Origin of the sequence: Legionella lansingensis, assembly GCF_900187355.1 — a bacterium.
GTDB classification, from domain to species: Bacteria; Pseudomonadota; Gammaproteobacteria; order Legionellales; family Legionellaceae; genus Tatlockia; species Tatlockia lansingensis.
On sequence record NZ_LT906451.1, the window covers coordinates 1285764 to 1306172 of the forward strand.

A 20409-nucleotide genomic window follows, 5' to 3' on the forward strand; every position below is an offset into this window, starting at 1 on the left:
CGCTTATCGAAAGGTCATGCTTGCGTATGCCGTCTGTCTACATCGTTATCATTGTCGTCTGCTCTATAAAGTTGTTTTCTGCTATTTCCTCAAATTCTTCCTCTAAAGAAGGTTCTGTATACGTTCGGCTTACAATTGCGCACAATCTCTTTTTATCATCTGTCGTTAAATAAGCAGCAATAGCTTCGAGCGGATTTGATTTTTCTGTTTCTTCGCTCTCAGTTTCTATTGGCCAATCCTCATAAATTTTCCAACCATCGGCAATCGCCATGTAGAGGCTATTACAAAGGGATTTCGCTCGCGCAATTTTTTCTAGAAGCATTTGTTCATCTTTATCTCTAGGTAGGGACAGCAAAGACAAAGCGAACCCCATCCAGCCTGTCGTGGTTTTGGTGGATTTCTTAGGCTCAAGTTGCGCAAATGCCTCATAATGTTCACGGATGCGGGTAATTAAATTTTTTCGGTAAAGCTGATACTTCCTAGGAAACTCGGCGTTAATAAATAGCCATTCAAGTTTTTGCAACCGAGCAATCACCTTTTTTGCTTCATCACGATATTCCTCACTGACTTGTAGTAATTCGATTGTCTCACCAGATAAAGTTTCAATTTCTTGCGGAGGAATCGTCCAATGCAATTTTACACCCTCATCTTGCAAATCGCGATAATAAACTGTATCGCCTGAAGATCTTTTATGTTCACGTAAGGGGCCACTACTATGCAAATAGATACGCTCCATAGGTCCGCTGTATCTTGGTACGGTAGGGTGTTTTCCATTTTCAGTGAGTCGGGCAATTTGTGCAGGAGACAGTACCTTATCAAGCAAAGCAATCACTTGTGATTTACAAGTATAGGATTGATTCAATGCAGGTCCCCACAGGGAAAAGGTCAAATGTAATTCGAAAGGCTTAAGTCTTGGTTCACGTCCAGTTTGCTTAGCTTTGAGTTTTTCCAGCGCATAAATAATAGGGGATAGATCCTCATGTTCATAGAGCCTTGTTTTCTCCGTTGGTTTGCCAGTTAAACCCTGTGATTCCACAACTTCCTTAATGGCTTGTTTTTGTTCATCAACCATGGTTTTGCATTTATGTTGTAATAAATCAAAATTTTCCTTAGCTATTTCAAAAGTAACTCCATGCAATCCATAACCAACATCCAAAAACCGTAATTCCTCGTGACGAAGCATGCCATGATTACCTTTTAAATCAACATCAAGTCCTAACCTGATTTTCAGCTTGCTTAACCACGTATTACGAACAGTTGATGGAACACCATAAAAACCCCAATTATCAATAACTTCAATCTTTCCGCTTTCATCCCATTGAGAAAGCAAAAGGCAACTATGCCAAAAAAAATTGCCATTAAATTCATGATCCATTGCGCAATAGGTCACTGCGTATCTCATTCCCTTGATCCTCATCCTGAGTTAAAAGAGCTTGTTAATGGTTAATAAGGTTCCTCAAAAAAGACAAATCCGGAGATTCCAGTATCACTGATCATAGTTTTTGCGTCAATGTCAAAAGATCCTCATGACAGACACAATAAATAAAGTAATACTATAATTATGGCATTGGAATATTTTACAAGGATGATTCACAAGTTAAGGGAGGAATTTTAAATGGAACTTATCTTACTTGTTATACTCATTTTATTACTAATCGGAGCTTTCCCAGCTTGGCCATATAGCCGAGGTTGGGGGTACTACCCAAGTGGACTATTAGGATTAATTCTAATTATATTGATATTGTTTTTGTTATTTCGATAAGTAATCCCAATAGATCTTTATTAATGCAACGTGTTCTCTCTTGAATGGAGAGATTGTGAGCACCATATTCTTTCTTTATGGTTCTTTCTCAATTATTTTTTTTACGTAATCGGGCAACTCTTCATGGCTTTCCTGAGTATGGGGAATATAGGGTGGAAGCTCTGATGTCATATTCTTACGACAATAAATCTTGTTATTTGGAAAATACTCAAACAATAATTGGACTTTGCCGGCTGTATTAGAACCTGCAATTTCATCAATGAAAGCTAAAGCCAAATCTATACCACTTGACACACCTCCAGCAGTCCAAATTTTTCCTGATTTGACCATTCTCTCTTCAATAACCTCCACATCGCCGGTCGATTTTAGCTCATTGATAGCTCGCCAATAGGTAGTGACCTGTTTGTCTTGTAATAAATTTGCTGCCCTCAGCAAAAAAACACCAGTACATACTGATAAAATATATTCACAGTGTGCTGCTTGTTGACTAATAAAATGGATTACTTTTTTATTGAGTACTTGTTCTCGACGACCAGGACCACCAGGGATAAGCAAAAAATCAAACTGAGGAGAGTTAGAAAAGTCGCAATGAGGTTTTAGCTCAATATTATTCACTCCATGAATCAACTCCGAAGTCTCAGCGACCAAATACATCTCTAATGCTCCGCCAAGGATATTTTTCCAGGTAGCAAATACTTCCCAGGGACCTATTACATCCATAGGTTGAACCCGAGGGTAAAGTAAAACACCTAATTTTTTATTGACATTTGTGGTTTGCACTAGTCACTCCTTGCAGTATGAATAAATAAGCGTAGACAAATCTAGTACAGTGGCACATTCGTGATAACCGGAAGAAAGGGGTTCACCAGAAGAAGTAGAAAAAATGTCTCAAGCGGTCCTACCATTTATTTTGCTAAAAAATTATGATTAACATAAGTAGAGAAAACCAAATTTATGTCATTTTCTTTTAATTTAGTTCTGAGAGGTGGAATAAGGCATAAATTTTTATGCCTTATTCAAAAGTTTAATCATCCACTTCGCAAGTAATTTTTGTGCAGTCTCGGCAATTTGCTGTAGCTAATGCGAATGCATCGTTTGCTGAGGCTTTTGTTTCGGACATTTTTTTGTCGGCTTCTTGCTCAGAAGCTACAGAGCTACTGCTGGCATTCGTAGTACAAGTCCAATTTTTGCTTAGGTCTGTCGCGCTCGGGGTTGTAGTTGTAGTAGCAAAACCCGAAGCTGTAGCAGCCAACCATATTCCGCCAAGTACTAATTTTAGAGCTCCCTTCATGATTTCTCCTTTTTAATTGAATGTACATCATAAGCATATACAATTCAAAAAATCAATCTATGCTCCTTTCAAACGTCTATCCATGAAGCAAGCTTTCCTTGCTATCATTCGCTCTTAAATAATGTAATAATTTTATGATGCATTAATTTGTGATACGGCAGGGAACGATTCACACATGAAAGAATCAGCCATAAAGCGAATTCCAATGGGATGGGAAGTAAAAATATTAGCTTTTCTCGCTATAATCTTCATTTTTTATATCGGCCATCCTATCTTATTCCCTCTTCTGCTCTCGTTTTTTTTATATGTAATACTGAACCCAATAGTGGATATTTTAGAGCTTATTCGTGTTCCGAGATTCTTAGCTACTGGAATTATCACCATCGCACTTTTTGGGTTAATTAGCTTGGGTATTACTTTTCTTACGGAACCCGCAAAACAGTGGATAAATCAAGCTCCCGAAAAATTAGACGTCGTAGAACAAAAATTTTCCTTTATCAGGAAACCAATGGTCAGGATTAGCGAGCTCTTCAAAAAAGCAGAAGAAATTACTGAGTTTAAGAAAGAAAAACAAATTGAGATCCAACCGATAAGCCCGAGTATTGGTTATTCTTTATTCGATTTAACCACGAATGTTATTCTGATTATTTTTCTAACAATTGGCTTCTTATTTTTCTTACTCATCTATTTAAAAACGATTTTTGAGAAGCTAGACAAAATCATCAGCCAGAGACAAACGAAGCTAAAGAATCATTTTTTCCTCTCTGTTGGGCAAGAAATCTCTATCTATTTGCTTACTTTTACAATCATCTGTGTCTGCTTAGGTATAACAGTGGGAATGATATTGTGGCTCCTAGGTATTCCTAATGCCGCGCTTTGGGGGGTCATGGTTATCTTTCTTAATTTTATTCCCTATATAGGACCCTCAATTGGCATTGTAGTTATCTTTTTTGTTTCTCTTTTAACGTTCGATTCTTATTTTCAGATCCTCCTGCCTCCGCTGCTTTATTTGTTACTGTGCACCTTAGAGGGCCAAATAATCACGCCAATATTGCTAGGCCATCGTCTGAATATCAATCCCTTAATTGTATTTTTTAGTATTGTTTTTTGGGCGTGGCTTTGGGGGATAAGTGGTGCATTGCTATCCGTTCCACTGTTAAGCCTATTTAAAATTATTATTGAACATATACCTTCTTCATCTAAATACAGTTTATTATTGGAAAAATAATACAATTGTGTAGGAATTAAGATGAAAGTGATATTCAAAGACCAGACGACAGAAAGAAAAAATAGTGATCGCTGTATTGTCACAGAATACCCAATTGGAGCGCCACACATTGACTTTGCAGTGGTAAAGATTAAAGGACGTTATCCAGACAATAGAAGAACAACAAATCTGGTTTGCCAGGAAATCGTTTATGTGCATTTTGGACACGGAAGGGTGGTTGTTAATGAACAAGAAACTCAACTAAATGCCGGGGACGTTGTATTAATCGAAGCCGGTGAAAAATATTTTTGGGAAGGAAACATGGAGTTATTTATTTCCTGCAGACCGGCATTTCATATCGATCAACATCAATTGGTTGACTAATTGACCTATGTTGATCTCTTGAAATCAATGTTTCTCTGGTGATCTCAAATCTGCAAATATATAAAAAATTTAATGGAAGTTAGCTAAGTTAAATTTAGACAAATTTAAGAAACAAATACCTGTGAGCCGAATACAGATACCCACAGTATCGTCTTTTTGTAGAGGTGTTGGGCATAGTGTTATCATAGAAATTTTCTCATCAAATAAACGTTGAAACCCAAAAAGCAATTATGCTCTGTCATGGATACAACAGAATATCCAAGTTGCTCGTAGAATGTTTTTGCCTGAAATTCGGCTGTCTCAATCGTAATCACTTGGCAATCCTTTTGTCTTACAAAGGCTTCAAGCTTCTCCATGAGTTTGCGGCCTAACCCTTTTTTTCTAGAATCAGGATGAACCCAAATGCAATCCACATAGCAATTTTCTCGAGTGATATCCCCATAACAACCTGCTAAAACAGTGGATTTGTCGGTAGACTGTATGTAGAGGGTAAATGGAAAATGATCGTAGGTTCCGATAACTTCTTCGTTATAGGCCTTCAGCCCATCAGATAAAATGGCTGTAATTTCAGGGTTTGTCCGTTCTTCTAAACAAATCACATAGTCATTGCCTTTTGCTAAAGTGATGGGCTCTGGCATTTTAGCTTCCTGAGGTGCATCAGAGTAATAGCCATCCCAAAGAAAACCACCATAAGGCTGTAGTATTTTTTCAACCAATTTTTTCAAGTGAGTTGCATCACCCACCTTAAAAACTTGATTAAAACTCTCTGAAAACTCTTTTGCTAACTCAGAATTGTCTTGATGCAGAAAACGAATGATTGATTTACCGCTTGCGCACCATTTATTTTGGGCTCTAAAATAAAACTGAGACAATGCTTCGAAAAGCCAAGATGCAGAAGCAATTTGCTCATCGTAAGACTTGGGATACAAAATATCTTCTAAGGCATCCGTAATTAAAAAACGCTCTTTATCAATTTTATCTTTATCCCAAGAGGCAGGTCCTTGTTTTAAGTAAGAATAAGCCTCTTCTCTGATATGTTTTGAAAAGGAGGATATTGGCGTCATCTCTTTCCCGGATAAAACCATCTGAACTAATCCTGAAATTCCGGAATTTTTTCTTGATTCTTCAAAAAAATAGCGAAGAGATTCTCTGTCATGTACAAAAGCATCGATTGGCCAACCCCTATAAACAAACGCTTCACGATAAGCATTAGGGAGTGTTTCATAAACGATAACCAAGTCTAAATCCGATACTTCAGTTCCTTTCTCACAAGAAACAGAACCCGACCAAAAAACAGCACGTGCTTCAGAGTAACGTTCATTAATTAATTTTTGGATTGTTTCCTGGGGTGTACGGCGCATTAATTGGTTTCCTTTTTCGCTAAGATCATCTGATTTCCAGGCTGATCGATTTTATCAGTAAGTGCTAAGTTTTTTTTAATAATCATTAAATATAATTTTATCTAAGATGAATTTACATTGTGCTTATGCCTTATACAGGATTCTTCAGAATGGCGAGGGGGAATACGATTGGTTTCTCCAACGGGTGATTTTTAATATACTAGCGGATATTAATTAAGTATTTGATAAATGAGGATAGAATGTTTAGTTTTTTTGGAGGCTTATTAAAAGCCGGATATTATACACTTAGCTCTCTTAGTCAGGGAAAACCGGGTAATTTTGAGGATATGCGGGTTGCCCAAAAAAATCGTATGAATTCTGTCGTCGATCTAATGTCTAATTTAAACTATAGCCCAGAGCAAATTGCGGCTCGCAAGCAATATTGGTACTCTCAAGTTCTTTTTTTAGCCACTTTTCTTACACAGTTGTCTGGTAAAATTGATATGGACGTTCAGGTCCATGACAAAGAGAATTTAAGTAAGACAATCGACACTTTGTTAACTAAATTGGATGAGGAGTCTTTTTTCCAAAATTTTCTTAGGTTTTTGGAGGAAAGTGAAAATAGCCTACCCATTTCTAACCTGGAAGAGGGATTGGTGACTGAATTAGAAGAGCAGCAGAACACCGTGAAAAAGGGAGATGTCATTGAAGAGGTGAAACGGTTAACGCGTAAAGGTCGCTTTGTGATAGTAAACGATGCCGCTAATTCGCACCGTGATGGGGCAGCAAAATATTCAAAAGGCTCTTTGGAAGAGTTATTTAGCCGCTTCACCGATCAGGCAATCAAATTAGTTCTGCATTTTGACGATGTTCATCAACGCAACGCTGACAAAGGCATGTCTCATCTCGGAGTTCCTCCGCCCCAAATTAATGTGAATGATTATCAAAAGCGTTATCTTAAAATGGTTTTGACCATAATGAGCAATCTCATTAAAGGAGAGGAATATCTGGAAAGCCCGCAATTCTTCAATGATCTCTTTAATGCTTTTCCGTCTGCAGATGGTTTGCCAATATACTTTGATATGCAAAACAATGCTTATGAAGTGCCTGTTGATGGCGGTTTTTTTTCATGCCGAGTATTTAAAGATACTGCTGCGGTCAAAACAATGGATAAGCTTCTTGAACATCTGGATGATCCTTCTTATCCAATCGGTATGGCAAGTTTTGCAGCACCAGATTTACGTGTTTTGGAAACAACACCGCTTGATACTCGAGCTACATCAAATAGAATTTTGGCAAATCCTACTGAGGAAGGGACTTTAGGGTATATGATTGATCAAGGTATTTCCTTTCAATGCGAACAAGCGATTGCAATGGCAAAAAAAGCAACTCGACCTGTTCATGTACTTTTTGTATTGCCTGGATGTGGTGCTTTCAAAAATCCTGAAAAAATTGCAGCAGCGCATTTTGTAAGTACAATTAAGTATTATGAAGAACAATTTGCAGAGAATAAAATCTCTTTTAATATTGTAGAGTATAACGCCCGACTTGCTGGGTTATTGGATACAACTTACCAGTCGGTTGGAAAAGAACTTAGCGAACTCAACAAGGCAATTCATCAAACTAAAAATCCTCTAATTAAAAATAGAGCAATTGCTGTAAGAGAAAGCATCCTATCTCTATACGATAGTGGAAATGCTATGACTGATTTAATTCCGCTTATCACCGCCACCACTAATTTGCTACGTTGTAAACCTGAAGAGAAAGCATCACTGATTGGGGATTATAAAAAACTGGTGGAAAACTTTCATAAGCAGCCAGATGATCTTAGTCACAACTTACATGCTGCAATGATGAAATTTGTTTCAGGGATAGCTAGATTTTTCGGCATTAAACATTTCGACAAAGATGCAGCATTTAAAGATTCGGCAAATGAATTAACAAGTAATCTGTCAGATAAGGGTAGTACTCCAGAAGACAGTGTCCTTAAGTTGTAATGTGAGGGGGGTTACAGCCGCAACCCTCAGAAATTTCCGCCAATAATTTGCGGTGATAATGATGAGTCTCGCAACACTCATCCAAAATGCGTTTCCTTAATGCTCTATTGCCCGGTTGATCCCGTATACGCTGTATTTTAGATATAAATCCATACTCACTTGTTCCATTTCTTTTGCTCGGCAACAGCAATATTTGAGGCAACTCCCTGTTGCCTCAATAGAACCTGTTGCCGAAGGACAAAAAATATACTGAGTCGTTGCCTCAGAATAGGTGTTGCTTTTGAGAGGTTTTGTTGCGATTAAAAAATAATTGCTATTGAGCCTGGTGGGTGTGTGGGCGAGAAGCCTGTGAGTGTGGGCAATAACTGTGAATAACGTCTTTTTGTTATTCATGGTTTTGTCCACACGTCCCATAGGGCACAGGCTGGTCCGAAGGACTCGTCCATCATATCCACAGGCTTTATGTTCCTGTCTTTTTACAATATTGAATAAGACTTTCATTAAAGAGCCTTTCTTTGTTTTACATGTTGAATATTCACTAATCTAAATATTAATTTTAGCTTTTTTTGAATCTTTTTTTGCAAGTCAAACGGGTCGAGTGTATTAAAGGTCTCTTGTAATTTTGTTTTCTGAGCGAGAGTAAGACCATTCGACGTCATCAGTCGCTGATAGGGCGTTTGGGGTTGATCATATTTTTTGATTACACGGGATTGAATTCGTACTTTGTCAATGAGCTTAATGCAAGGATAGAAAAAATTAAATAACAAGGAGACTTCGTTAGAATATAAGTCATTCATAAGCTCAACGAGCTTTGGATTACCAAAACGATGATAACCAAACAGTTGACGCACATGAGTCCAGTTCTTTTGTTCAACATGTGCATTATCGTCTTTTTTATAAGGACGAGAGCGAGTAAATTGAACCGCTTTTTGTGGGTCCCGCTCAGTAAAATAATGAATGAGATGCCAATTGAGAAACTCTGAGCCGTTATCACAATCAAACCCTTTGATTTCAAAAGGTAAATTTTTTTCTATGTCTTGAATACCCCCCAAGACACCATGAGCTCCTTTATTCCAAGTGGCCCGCATTTCTGTCCAGCCACTGAAAATATCCGTCAGCGTAATAGACCAAACAAAATCACCGGCTAGTGATGCTCCACAATGCGCAACGCTGTCGGCCTCCATAAAACCCACTTCGTTAGTATTCCACTGATTCGTATTGACTGGAATTTGATTCCTGAGAATACTTCCAGGCTTTGTTCCACTTAAGCCTTTTCCATAGCGAGTTTTAACAGGCTTGAGTAAGCGATCAATTGTAGCAGCGCTCATGGTTAGCAGTTGAGAGGATATCTCCGCCGCTAAAGGCTCATAATGATTTTGATAATGAGGTAACCATAAGGGAAGAGCTCTCTTTAATCGTTTACCACACATCTGATCCGTGCCAAGCCATATCTTTTTTAAAGGCTCCAGCAATATGGATGGGTCATAGGTCTTCTTTTTTCCAACTTTCTTCGGACTTTTATCAGAAATGGGTAACTGTCTTAATAAACGAGCTGCTGCTTTGCGATGATAATGATGCGTCTCGCAAAATTCATCCAGAATGCGTTTTTTTAACGCTCTATTGCCTCGTTGATAGCGGATACGCTGTATTTTTAGATACAAATCCATATTCACTTGCCCCATTTCTGTTCCTCTCGCTCGGCAACAGCCATATTGAGGCAACGAAGCAATTTATGGACTTATTTACGTCATCCTTCGGCAACAGATAATTTGAGGCAATTCGCCTCGCTATTTTTCGAGTCTATTTTAATAATTATTTAATAATTTGCGCATATAATATACTGATAGTCATAAAAAAATGATGGCATTATGAGTAAAGGCGGCGCTAGAAAAACTTAAATGAGCGTACTAGTTTAATTCAAAAAGAGCTTACATCTTGTCATAAAAAATTGGGCGGGAGCTATTCAAGCTGAGTTGGAAAAACCTGTGAAGTAGGTACAAATATGAAACTGAAAGATTTAATTAATAAATATTTACAAACTTCATATAGTAAAATGGAAGCGCAAAAGTTTATTTCACGTATTGACGTAAATGTTGAGCTCCCAGAAGCAATTCCTATTTTTATAGAAAAATTTCAAAATGAAGAGTTAATTAGCGAAGAAGAATTTCGCGAGTTCTCAAAACATTTATCCACCCTTAATAAAAATACCCAAGAGTGCATAATCCATTTACTTTATGATATAAGCGTAAATATTTATAATGCTCACAAAGATGATATTAATGAATCGGTTAATATCATAGAAAATAACATAAAAGCAGGGCATGAAATACCAAGAGGTTCTGCCGATGAAGCTACGAAATATATCGGTTTATTAAATTGTCACCAGCTTTTTGCTCATCATATTTCTATTGAGAAAGGAAACCATTTTCGTTCTAAATATTATTCATATCCAGAAATCTTAGTCGAAGCTAGAAATGCCATTCGTTATCAGCTCCCTTTTGCTATTAATGCACTGCGAGTAGTAGGAAAATTACCTTCTACTGATGATTTCTATGGTATCGATTTAAGCAAACCATTTTATCCTTTAAGTTTGAAAGTAGTCAGAAATGAAAAAGTGCCTTTAAGAAAAGGCATAAAAGAAAGTGAAGAGTATTATCCATACAAAATGGTAAGTAAAATTAACAAAAATATAGCCTCTGGAGATAATACCTTTTTGGCAACTAATGGTAAGAAGATTCTTTTTGTTCGTGGTGTTGAGAATTATTCCCCTAAAGCTATTTTATCTTCCAAAATTGCAACTCTAATTAGCCCGACTCATTTTTCTTCCGAAAGATTATTGGACAATCGCTTAGTAGGTTCGAAAGGAATTGTATCATATGCTCGCTCTGTAGCTGATACCCGAACTGTTAAAGATAGGAAGCAATACATTGGAGCGAAGCAGGTTTTTCCTGGTACCGGGATAATCGATGAAGTAACTAATTTCGTTCACGAAATGGATACTAACCTGGAAAATTATGGATTTTCTTCCGAAAATGTATATGAGAGCCATCTTTCTAAAATTGATTTTGATTGCTGTGATGTTCTTTCACCCTTGTCAAAAAAAAATTATGAACAAAACATACTAACAAATCCATCAAGAGGGATGTACATGGGAGCTAACCATGTACAAACTAATCCTGATTATATTAAAGAAAAATTATTCGCTAGGTTAAAACTAGCCATGCTTACCGAGCCTTTAATTAGGGGGCTTGCAAATAAAGCTTTCGCTCCTGAAGATCTCGAAGATAAGGAAAGAGCTATTGAAGAATGTATCAACAGGAGTAATATTGCCTTGGAATTATTTTTTGAACATCCAGAGGCAAAATCTTTTCTTACCCAAAATCCTACAGTCCTTAGTCAATGCTATTCTGAAATAGAAAGCTATATATCATCTCATTTTGAAGAAAACGACCAAGATTTTTTGCAGCATTCATTGACTGAACGAGTGAATGGAGTTCAGGAAATAGCAAGGATGAGATTAGGTGTTGACTTATCTTTATCATCTTATGATGGAAACAATCCCGTAATTGAACATCAACTGACTCGGAGAGAACCAGTTAATTTTACAGAGATTAAATCCACATCCATAGATAGAGAAGTACCAACCAAAGATCTGGAAACTCAACCAAAAAGTACTTTTTTATCACGTAATTGGTTAAAACTATTGGGCATAGGATTGTTTTCAATAATTGGAGTTGGCACTGGGTTGGCACTTACAGTGACGGGAATTTTAGCTCCCCTTGGAGCAGGTGTAATTGGTCTTACAGTTTCTGGTGCGGTTGGTTTTGGTGCGGGGATTGTAGTTGGCGGCGCTACGTTTGGAGCAAAAATAGCCTATGATGAATATCAATTTTATTCGTTAGATATACTTAATTCAGAAACCATTGATATCATAGAACTCGATGTGGTAGAAATTTCACCTGGAGTTAAGCACCTGGAAGAGCAAGTTGACAAAGCTCATCGAAATATTGATAAGGGATTTGCAACAGTAGAACAAAGCTTTGAAGATGTTCAACGAACTGATAAAGAGGATGTTGCAGTTAAAAAACATGATACATCAGGGACATTTGAACTTTAGGGTGTTGTATGACCAAGGTAACTTTTTTAAGTAATTTTAAACAGAAAGTACACACTCTTGAACATCAAGCGGGGACATTGGTGAATATGGAGGATATAACTCATTTAAAACTAATTAATACTCAACTACAAAGAGAGATTGATAAGTATAAACAATTAATTAATGGTTGTTTAAATTTGCTGTGGGAAAAAAAAGATGAATACAATAGGCTTCTAGTTGACTGTCTTAACTCATCACCTCTTAATCCAAACCAATACCAAAAAATAGCTAAAAAATTCAATCAGCTAGATTGTGATATTGAGGCGTTAAATATCTTTATAAAGCATGAAAACCCTCAAGAAACTTTTGAACTGTATGATATTAAGTTAAAGACAATAAATGATCGAATCAATGCTCTCGAGAAGAAGACAAAGCAAGCGTAGGCTGGGCTGTTAAGCCCAGCAAACGTAGCAACTGTCTTAAATATGAAACTACTTAACCTTGCTTAAAGCAAAACGTATAAATATTACTATGCCAGAGCGGGTTCTAAGTTTGATTGGGGCGGGACTATCTACAATATCATTAATTTCTTCTAACTCTTCCTTTAATTGCTTTAAAAGAACACTCATTCGGCTGTACATAATAATCATCCTTGAAAACTATCTGTTAAAAATTTTAGCAAAAAAGTATACTTTTCTTAATAGCACAGAGGGGGATTTGAGTCTTGTATTCAAAATGCAAGCCCTGATCTTATGTGCTTTTATCATGCAAGCTGATACGGCTAATCAGGCCAATGCCAGGAAGGCGTTTCTAACATTGATTGCCCGATAATTTTTGTTTGTCCGAATTGTTTCTCAAGCTCTATAAGATGACACCCCGAGTATTGTTTTAAAATATCAATGAGCAAATTTGCATGAGAAACGACCCAAACTTGCGTTTTCTCGGATGCATGCAAAATCAGTTTAGCCAAAGCTGGTATTAAGTCAGGATGCAAACTGGTCTCGGGTTCATTTAGAATCAGTAGCTTCGGTGGTCGTGGTGTTAATAATGCTGCAACCAATAATAAATAGCGTAATGTTCCATCTGATAACTCTGAGCAGGTCAGTGACCGCAATAACCCTTGTTGAGAAAGTCCTACTGAAAGATATCCGCTTTCATGTTGCGCTATAACTAACTTTGTTCCCGGAAATGCATCACTAATCGCTTTATCAAGCGCTTCACTATCGCCAATTTCTTTAATTGTCTGTAATGCTGCGGCTAAATCATCCCCTTCATTACTCAAAACAGGTGTACGAGTACCGATTTGTGTTTTTCGTGCGGGAGCCTCTCGGTCACTTCTAAAGTGATCATAAAACCTCCAATTACGAATAGATTCTCGGACAAATATAATTTCTGGAGTCTCTTTTATATTACCAATTTGAGAAAAAAGGCTGTCAAAAACATTTAAATGGTGATCAATGACTTCCCAAGTTCGCGAAGAACGAACTTTTACTATAGGACCAACCCGGTCAACAACTAAATTCGCGGGCCTAAAACAAGGGCCTGACCAAATAGATTCTCGTTTAATTTCTGGATCTAATGAAAATACTGATCTCGATGGCGTAGGTAACCCAAGTGAAATAGTATAGCTTAGTTCTGGTGTTGAAAAACCAAGTCGCATTCGTACAACTTTTTTACGCACACTGCCTTCAACCAAAGCCTCATCATTTAACATATTTTTAGACAATGTTTCAGGTCCTGCCCAAAAAGTCGAGTTTAATCCTCCTTCTTGAGCTAAAGCTTTGATAACCCCACCGGTTGCTGTTTGTGAAAGAAGGCGAAGCGCTCGATAAATATTAGATTTACCACTTCCATTAGGACCAGTAATCACATTGAGTTGTCCCAATGGCATTTTTAAATCTAATATTGAACGATAATTGTTTATCGATAATACGGAAATCATTTCATTTCATAAGCTTAATAAATAAGTTAAAGCACTTTTTCAAATAAAAACGTTTATGTCCCTCTGGACAATTATCTATCATACCAAATACTTCATATCCAAACTTCAAATAAAAGTCTTTAGCAAACGTAGGCTGGGCTGTCAAGCCCAGCGGTTGTCGAACTGATTTTACTCTCCAAAATGTCATGAAATTCATAATTATAAAGGAAGTATTCCCGATTGAATGAATCGATGGATACTTGAATAAGGCCATTTAGATGGACAGAGACATAGTGATGTTTTACGGGGTTGTAATGAATATAATTGATATGCTGTTCATAATCTGTATCATTTCGAATACAGTGTTCCCAATCCTTAAATGCTGCGCTTAACAGCCCAGCCTACGCTTGCTGAAGTGATTTTTATTCTGTGCTTCAATTTTGTCCTTATCGAGACATAGGTAACAAAATATTCCGGAGACATAGGTTACACTCATAGGCATTTCAGCAAGCGTAGGCTGGGCTGTTAAGCCCAGCAAACGTAACAACTGTCTTAAATATGAATTGCTTATATTTAGGTTAGCAAAGCCTGGGGAGGCTCTCGTAGGACCGAAACCAGTTTTATCTTGTTTAACTTAGGCCACTTTCCAAAGGAGAGATTGAAAATTGAAGAGGTGAAGTGCCACCTGACGGGAGAGAAGGATTGATTCGTCAGTCGCTTTCGCTCCTTCCTCACCCTTCGGGCGCACTAAAGTGCGTCCAAAATGCTTCGCCGCACTACGTGCTCTTCGCTTCGCATTTTGTCGAACCTCTTTCGGTTCGAACCCTTCCGGGCCAATTAATTCCGTGCTCTGTTCTTTGTTCTGAAGTGATTGTGATTCTGTGCTTCAATTTTAGGTATGGCGCGCCCGGAAGGATTCGAACCTCCGACCCCCTGGTTCGTAGCCAGATACTCTATCCAACTGAGCTACGGGCGCGTGTTCTGGCGGAGAGAGAGGGATTCGAACCCTCGATGGGATTTCTCCCATACTCCCTTAGCAGGGGAGCGCCTTCGGCCTCTCGGCCATCTCTCCATTGATGGAGGCGAAGTATAACAGGTATTTGAGATGCGTCAACTCATACGAAAATTGTTTTTTATTATCAATTGCTAAAAGCTTACAAAAAACTGGGATAACTGCTATCTTTTATTAGATAATTTGAACGATTGTCAGCTGCCATGATAGTAATCAGGAGGAGTAATGAAGCACAAATCGAATTTAAGCGGTAGAGATGTGTATGTGGTTGATGGTAGTCGCACTCCATTTTTAAAAGCCAAAGGGATAGGCCCTTTTAGTGGCTCTGATTTAGCCGTTGCTGCTGGAATGCCGCTTTTAAATCGTCAACCTTTTTCACCTAATGAATTGGATGAGGTTATCATTGGTTCAGCAATGCCAGGACCTGATGAAGCAAATATTGCCAGAGTAATCGCTCTTCGTCTTGGTTGTGGCGAGCGTGTCCCCGCTTTTACCGTAATGCGCAACTGTGCTTCTGGTATGCAAGCTCTTGATAATGCTGCTATGCAAATCGCTAATGGCCGAAGTGATTTGGTGCTTGCTGGTGGTACTGATGCCATGAGTCACGCGCCTTTATTGTTTAATCAAAAAATGGTTGGTTGGTTAGCTAGTTGGTTTGCTGCCAAGAGTATTGGCCAACGTGCTGCATTATTGACTAAATTTAGACCGTCTTTTTTGGCGCCTGTCATTGCCTTATTAAGAGGTTTAACCGATCCGATTGTCGGTTTGAACATGGGGCAAACCGCTGAGAAGGTTGCCTATCGTTTTAATATTACACGTGAACAGATGGATAGCTTTGCGAGCGAAAGCCATCGTCGTTTGGCTCTTGCCTATATGGAAGGACGTATGGAGGAGGTCGTACCAATAATTGACTATAAAGGTCGTGTATATCCCCAAGATGATGGCATAAGGCCTGACTCCACCGTTGAGAAGTTAGCAAAACTTAAACCTTATTTTGACAAACGATATGGCATGGTTACACCGGGTAATAGTTCACAAGTGACCGATGGTGCCTGTTTGTTACTTTTAGCTAGCGCTGATGCAGTGAAAAAGCACAACTTGCCTGTTATCGGCCGCATTGTTGATTCAGAATGGGCTGCCCTTGATCCTTCGCAAATGGGGTTAGGCCCCGTTCATGCTGCAACACCCATCATGCAACGTCATCATTTAAAGCCATCTGACTTGGATTGTTGGGAAATCAATGAGGCATTTGCTGCTCAAGTGCTCGGTTGTTTGGCGGCTTGGGAAGATGAAGACTATTGCCGTACACAGCTGGGCTTGAAGGAAGCCATGGGTGCTCTCTCACTTGGCAAATTAAATATGGATGGTGGAGCAATTGCAGCAGGTCATCCAATAGGTGCTAGCGGTGCACGTATTGTGTTGCATGTATTGCAATCACTAAAGCATCATAACGGAAGTCGGGGCATGGCTGCCATTTGTATTGGTGGTGGACAAGGTGGAGCAATGTATCTGGAACGTGTGACAGAGGTGAAAGGACATGAGTAATTATAAACACTGGGAACTACAAACGGATGCTGATCATATTGCTTGGTTGGCGATTGATCGACAAGACACGGCAATCAATTCCATTAATCACGACGTTCTAGACGAGCTAAATCATCTTTTGCAAGAAATCGGGCAACGCTCAAATCTAAAAGGTTTGGTGATTTACTCTGGTAAAAAGAAGGGGTTTATTGCTGGTGCTGATGTTAATGCGTTTTCCCAATTTACAACTCCTGCAGAGGCAGTTGATTTCTTGAGAAAGGGTCAAATTGTTTTCTCACGTTTGGAGGCTTTAACGATTCCCACGGTAGCTATGATTGATGGCTTTTGCATGGGCGGAGGATTGGAGCTAGCGCTTGCTTGCGATTATCGTATCGCCACAGATGATCCAGACACGCGGCTTGGTTTACCAGAAATTATGCTTGGCATTCATCCTGGTTGGGGTGGAACTGTGCGTTTACCAAGACTAATTGGTGGTTTTAATGCTCTAGCGAATGTTATTTTAACTGGTGCTCCTCTAAGTGCAGAGAAAGCAAAGCGTTTAGGAATCGTTGACGATATTGTTCCCTTAAGACAACTAAGACGAGCAGCTACTTATTTTATTCGTCATAAGCCGCCCAAGCATAAACCCAGTTTTGTCCAATCATTAACGAATTTTTCCTGGATTCGTAACTTGCTTGCGCCGCTATTGCGCTACAATGTTGCAAAAAGGGTCTCCAAGAATCATTATCCCGCCCCCTATGCAGTTATTGAACTGTGGGAAAAGGAGGGAGGTCACGGTGAGCGGGCTTATCTTAAAGAAGCTGATTCCGTTGAGCAGTTAGTTAGTCAAGGCTCAACAGCTGCAAATTTAATACGCGCATTTTTACTGCGCGAGCGTATGAAAGCCTTTGCTAAAGATAGTGATTTTAAAGCTGGGCATGTACATGTGATTGGCGCTGGAGTGATGGGTGGAGATATTGCTGCATGGTGTGCTTTACGTGGTATTACTGTTACTTTGCAAGATAAGTCTCACCTACAAATTGCACCGGCAATAGGCCGCGCTCAGGCTTTGTTCAAGAAAAAATTACGCAAGCCTCGTTTGATCCAGGCAGCCATGGATAGATTAATCCCTGATCCAGAAGGCCATGGAATCGCGCGTGCTGATGTCATTATTGAAGCTGTCTTTGAAAATCTAGCCGTCAAGCAAGATATCATGCGCGACGTAGAAGCAAGGGCTAAGAAAGATGCCATTATTGCCACCAACACATCCAGCATTCCACTCGATGAAATTAGCCAAGTAATGACAAATCCCAAACGTTTGGTCGGTATTCACTTCTTCAATCCTGTGGCCAAGATGGAGTTGGTGGAAGTGGTCAGCAGCTCTAAAACTGCCAAAGAGGTTGGTCAACAAGCTTGCGCTTTTGTTAGTCAAATTGGACGCATACCTTTGCCGGTTAAATCCAGTCCTGGGTTTTTAATCAATCGTGTCTTGATGCCTTATCTCATGGAGTGTGTACAATTGCTGGAAGAAGGGTATAAAGGCGAGGAAATTGATTATGCTGCGCAAGAGTTTGGTATGGTTATGGGACCTGTAGAGCTGGCTGACACCGTGGGTATGGATGTCTGCTTAGCCGTTGCTGAAAATCTTACCTCCCATTTTGGTGGTACTGTGCCGCAAAGATTACGTGAGATGGTAAAAGAGGGCAAACTTGGTCGTAAAAGCGGTCAGGGGTTTTATCGTTACAAAAATGGCAAACCAATCAAACAAAAAGTTAAAGATATCAAAGCAAGCAAAGATATTGCTAATCGTTTGATCCTACGTATGGTTAATGAAGCAGCTTCTTGCTTACGTGAGGGAGTTGTTGCCGATAGCGATTTGCTTGATGGTGGCATGATCTTTGCAACAGGTTTTGCGCCATTTCGAGGTGGTCCAATGAATTATGCCAAACAATTTGGCCACGATAAGTTAAACGAGCTTTTCGCTAAGCTTGAAGCCCAATATGGTGAGCGTTTCAAAGCAGACGCTAGTTTATAACCACTTTGAAATGACAATAGTTGCAGTCTTCACTTGCGGCAAGGTCATCCCTTGCCGCTCCCGTTTAAATCCGTTGCCAATAATATTGCTGAGTTTTATCCTTTGTCTTGTGAAATCTCTCTGGGCTACTACGTTTGTGTTGCCTACTCAAGGCGATTTGATCGGTGCCATTCAGTACACGAATCCTGAAATAGGTGAGACATTAAGTGACGTAGGAATCCGATTTGATATTGGTTATTACGAAATGGTACGAGCTAATCCGCAGGTCGATCCTACAAGACCTTTGCCGATACAGACCAGATTACTCATTCCATCACAATTCATTCTGCCTCCAGCACCGCGCGAAGGGCTGGTCATCAATTTGCCTGAGTATCGCTTGTATTACTTTCCTCCACATGACAATGTGGTCATTACCATGCCTGTTGGCATTGGGCGTGAAGGATGGACTACTCCTTTGGGGTTAACAAAAATTACAGTGAAAGAAAGGGATCCGGTTTGGCGTCCCACTGCTAATGTACGTGCGGAAGCTGCCAAGCATGGGGATCCTATCCCAAATGAATTTCCACCAGGAGAGGTTAACCCCCTCGGTCGGCATGTGTTACGTTTAGGATGGCCTACTTATCTTATTCATGGAACCAATCGACGAGATGGTGTGGGCGCACGAGTGAGTGCAGGTTGTATCAGAATGATGCCAGAGGATATTGAACATCTTTTTAGTCTTGTGCAAGTAGGTACGCCGGTACGTGTATTGAATGAACCTATCAAATTTGGCTATTTTGAAGGAGCGCTCTATATGCAGGTTCATCCGGTTCTCGTTGAGCAAAAAGAGCGAAGTCTAAAATCTCTCATTTACAAACAATTAAATCGCTTACACGTGGGTGATAAAGTTAATATAAAATTGGTGCAAAATGAGGTAGGGTATCCAAGTGGTATACCTAAGAAAATAAGCTAGGGTTTGTTTTTGGCGCAGTGAGCACACAAAATATGGCTAATGATAAGAACAACCACACTGCCCAATAAATCCAATGGGTAATGCCAGCCGAGCAATACGCAAGAGGCAATGAGTAAGCAATTAATAGGTAATAGAAGAATAAATAACAAGGACGACCAACGAAGTAAATAAAGACACAACCAGGCCCAGATTGCATGAAAGGAAGGAAGGGCGATCATTCCTCCTTCTATAGTCGACGGGACAATGTGTTGATGAATTTCATTAAACTTAATACCAGTAGCATACTGAGCATCGCTAAAAAAAGGGGCGTTGATCGCAGTTGCTGGAGCAACGGTTGGGTAAAAATAATAAACGGAAAAACCAATTAGAGCGGTTATCAACAGTAGACAATAATATTCTCGCAGATAATAAAATTTACGCATGAGAATGGTTACGATTGGTATAATGCTCATCTGATAAGGCAGACTATCATAAATATGTACCAATAGCTTAGTTAACAGTGGATGAGCTAATGTCCAGAGGAGGATTTCTGCAACATTGATGTGCCAAGCTTCCTCTATAGCAATGATTTTCTCATCAACTGGTATAAACGGTGTGAATTGGATAGCGTTGGTGGCCAAGGCAATCGCTGACATGACTAAAAAATAATGAATGAGTTCCCGGGTAATTTGTACCGGAGCACTTCTCTTGCCAAATTGTAAATAACTTCCTAGCAGCATCAATAAAAGTAGAATAGCGATTAATAGAGCATCAGGTGGAAAATAATTATTGCCTGGAAATTTAAAAATCAAAGCATTAATGATAAGGGCAATTGTGGCTAAGATACAGAGAATGAAGCCTGCAACCAAAGAGCAGGAATTAGGACTGCGCTTCATTTAGAGTCTAGGT

At 39.2% G+C, this 20409-nt stretch carries 18 protein-coding genes and 2 tRNA genes; 9 read left to right on the plus strand and 11 right to left on the minus strand.

Annotated features, from left to right (window positions below; all coding sequences use genetic code 11):
• Positions 1-37 precede the first annotated feature (37 nt).
• Positions 38-1402 carry a hypothetical protein gene (locus CKV79_RS05805; RefSeq protein WP_028373649.1) on the minus strand — a complete coding sequence of 455 codons (1365 nt, stop codon included), beginning with the start codon at positions 1400-1402 and terminating at the stop codon, positions 38-40.
• A 213-nt stretch (positions 1403-1615) separates the two neighbouring features.
• Between CKV79_RS05805 and CKV79_RS05810 the strand changes: the two genes are divergently transcribed.
• A complete protein-coding gene (locus CKV79_RS05810; protein WP_081778093.1) occupies positions 1616-1762 on the plus strand; it encodes a DUF3309 domain-containing protein in 147 nt (48 codons plus the stop codon).
• 75 nt (positions 1763-1837) lie between these two features.
• Here CKV79_RS05810 and CKV79_RS05815 read toward each other — a convergent pair whose 3' ends face one another.
• Together CKV79_RS05815 and CKV79_RS05820 are read right to left on the minus strand one after the other, a co-directional pair.
• Positions 1838-2542: a DJ-1/PfpI family protein gene (locus CKV79_RS05815; RefSeq protein WP_028373648.1), complete on the minus strand. Its 705-nt coding sequence runs from the start codon at positions 2540-2542 to the stop codon at positions 1838-1840.
• Positions 2543-2786: 244 nt separating this feature from the next.
• Positions 2787-3053, minus strand: a complete 267-nt coding sequence (locus CKV79_RS05820; protein ID WP_028373647.1) for a hypothetical protein — start codon at positions 3051-3053, stop codon at positions 2787-2789.
• A gap of 175 nt (positions 3054-3228) precedes the next feature.
• Between CKV79_RS05820 and CKV79_RS05825 the strand changes: the two genes are divergently transcribed.
• Both CKV79_RS05825 and CKV79_RS05830 read left to right on the plus strand, forming a co-directional pair.
• Entirely contained in the window at positions 3229-4281 is a 1053-nt protein-coding gene (locus tag CKV79_RS05825; RefSeq protein WP_028373646.1) for an AI-2E family transporter, read from the plus strand.
• A gap of 21 nt (positions 4282-4302) precedes the next feature.
• Positions 4303-4644 carry an AraC family ligand binding domain-containing protein gene (locus CKV79_RS05830; protein WP_028373645.1) on the plus strand — a complete coding sequence of 114 codons (342 nt, stop codon included), beginning with the start codon at positions 4303-4305 and terminating at the stop codon, positions 4642-4644.
• A 182-nt stretch (positions 4645-4826) separates the two neighbouring features.
• Here the strand turns inward: CKV79_RS05830 and CKV79_RS05835 are convergent, their stop codons facing one another.
• Positions 4827-6005 (minus strand): GNAT family N-acetyltransferase, encoded by a 1179-nt coding sequence (locus CKV79_RS05835; protein ID WP_028373644.1) that lies wholly within the window; start codon positions 6003-6005, stop codon positions 4827-4829.
• A gap of 635 nt (positions 6006-6640) precedes the next feature.
• Here CKV79_RS05835 and CKV79_RS05840 point away from each other — a divergent pair.
• Complete coding sequence (locus CKV79_RS05840) at positions 6641-7981, plus strand: hypothetical protein (protein WP_131796092.1); 1341 nt, start codon at positions 6641-6643, stop codon at positions 7979-7981.
• 96 nt (positions 7982-8077) lie between these two features.
• On the opposite strand, the gene CKV79_RS05845 is transcribed toward CKV79_RS05840, so the two are convergent.
• On the minus strand, positions 8078-8482 hold the full coding sequence (locus CKV79_RS05845) for a hypothetical protein (protein ID WP_095141743.1): 405 nt from the start codon (positions 8480-8482) through the stop codon (positions 8078-8080).
• On the minus strand, positions 8482-9663 hold the full coding sequence (locus tag CKV79_RS05850; RefSeq protein WP_095141685.1) for an integrase: 1182 nt from the start codon (positions 9661-9663) through the stop codon (positions 8482-8484). Before CKV79_RS05850 ends, CKV79_RS05845 begins: the two co-directional genes overlap by 1 nt.
• Before the next feature lie 320 nt (positions 9664-9983).
• Between CKV79_RS05850 and CKV79_RS05855 the strand changes: the two genes are divergently transcribed.
• Positions 9984-12098, plus strand: coding sequence for a hypothetical protein (locus tag CKV79_RS05855; RefSeq protein WP_028373686.1), 2115 nt, complete (start codon positions 9984-9986; stop codon positions 12096-12098).
• Between the two features lie 8 nt (positions 12099-12106).
• Positions 12107-12520, plus strand: coding sequence for a hypothetical protein (locus CKV79_RS05860; protein ID WP_028373687.1), 414 nt, complete (start codon positions 12107-12109; stop codon positions 12518-12520).
• A 48-nt stretch (positions 12521-12568) separates the two neighbouring features.
• Here CKV79_RS05860 and CKV79_RS13775 read toward each other — a convergent pair whose 3' ends face one another.
• The 4 genes from CKV79_RS13775 to CKV79_RS05880 all read right to left on the minus strand — a co-directional run bounded on the left by CKV79_RS13775 (position 12569) and on the right by CKV79_RS05880 (position 15070).
• Positions 12569-12718: a hypothetical protein gene (locus CKV79_RS13775; RefSeq protein ID WP_154660317.1), complete on the minus strand. Its 150-nt coding sequence runs from the start codon at positions 12716-12718 to the stop codon at positions 12569-12571.
• 140 nt (positions 12719-12858) lie between these two features.
• On the minus strand, positions 12859-14019 hold the full coding sequence (locus tag CKV79_RS05865) for an AAA family ATPase (protein ID WP_028373688.1): 1161 nt from the start codon (positions 14017-14019) through the stop codon (positions 12859-12861).
• Positions 14020-14897: 878 nt separating this feature from the next.
• Positions 14898-14974, minus strand: a tRNA-Arg gene (locus CKV79_RS05875).
• 6 nt (positions 14975-14980) lie between these two features.
• Positions 14981-15070: transfer RNA gene (locus CKV79_RS05880), tRNA-Ser, on the minus strand.
• Between the two features lie 165 nt (positions 15071-15235).
• On the opposite strand from CKV79_RS05880, the gene CKV79_RS05885 reads away from it, so the two are divergent.
• From CKV79_RS05885 to CKV79_RS05895, 3 genes are all read left to right on the plus strand, one after another.
• Positions 15236-16555: an acetyl-CoA C-acetyltransferase gene (locus CKV79_RS05885; protein WP_028373690.1), complete on the plus strand. Its 1320-nt coding sequence runs from the start codon at positions 15236-15238 to the stop codon at positions 16553-16555.
• Positions 16548-18569 (plus strand): 3-hydroxyacyl-CoA dehydrogenase NAD-binding domain-containing protein, encoded by a 2022-nt coding sequence (locus CKV79_RS05890; protein ID WP_028373691.1) that lies wholly within the window; start codon positions 16548-16550, stop codon positions 18567-18569. The genes CKV79_RS05885 and CKV79_RS05890 overlap by 8 nt, the downstream gene beginning before the upstream one ends.
• Before the next feature lie 109 nt (positions 18570-18678).
• The gene (locus tag CKV79_RS05895) at positions 18679-19521 is read left to right on the plus strand and encodes a L,D-transpeptidase family protein (RefSeq protein ID WP_231950220.1); all 843 of its coding nucleotides are present in this window, start codon (positions 18679-18681) and stop codon (positions 19519-19521) included.
• Here the strand turns inward: CKV79_RS05895 and CKV79_RS05900 are convergent.
• Positions 19518-20396: a phosphatase PAP2 family protein gene (locus CKV79_RS05900; protein ID WP_028373693.1), complete on the minus strand. Its 879-nt coding sequence runs from the start codon at positions 20394-20396 to the stop codon at positions 19518-19520. The genes CKV79_RS05895 and CKV79_RS05900 overlap by 4 nt on opposite strands.
• Between the last annotated feature and the right edge of the window lie 13 nt (positions 20397-20409).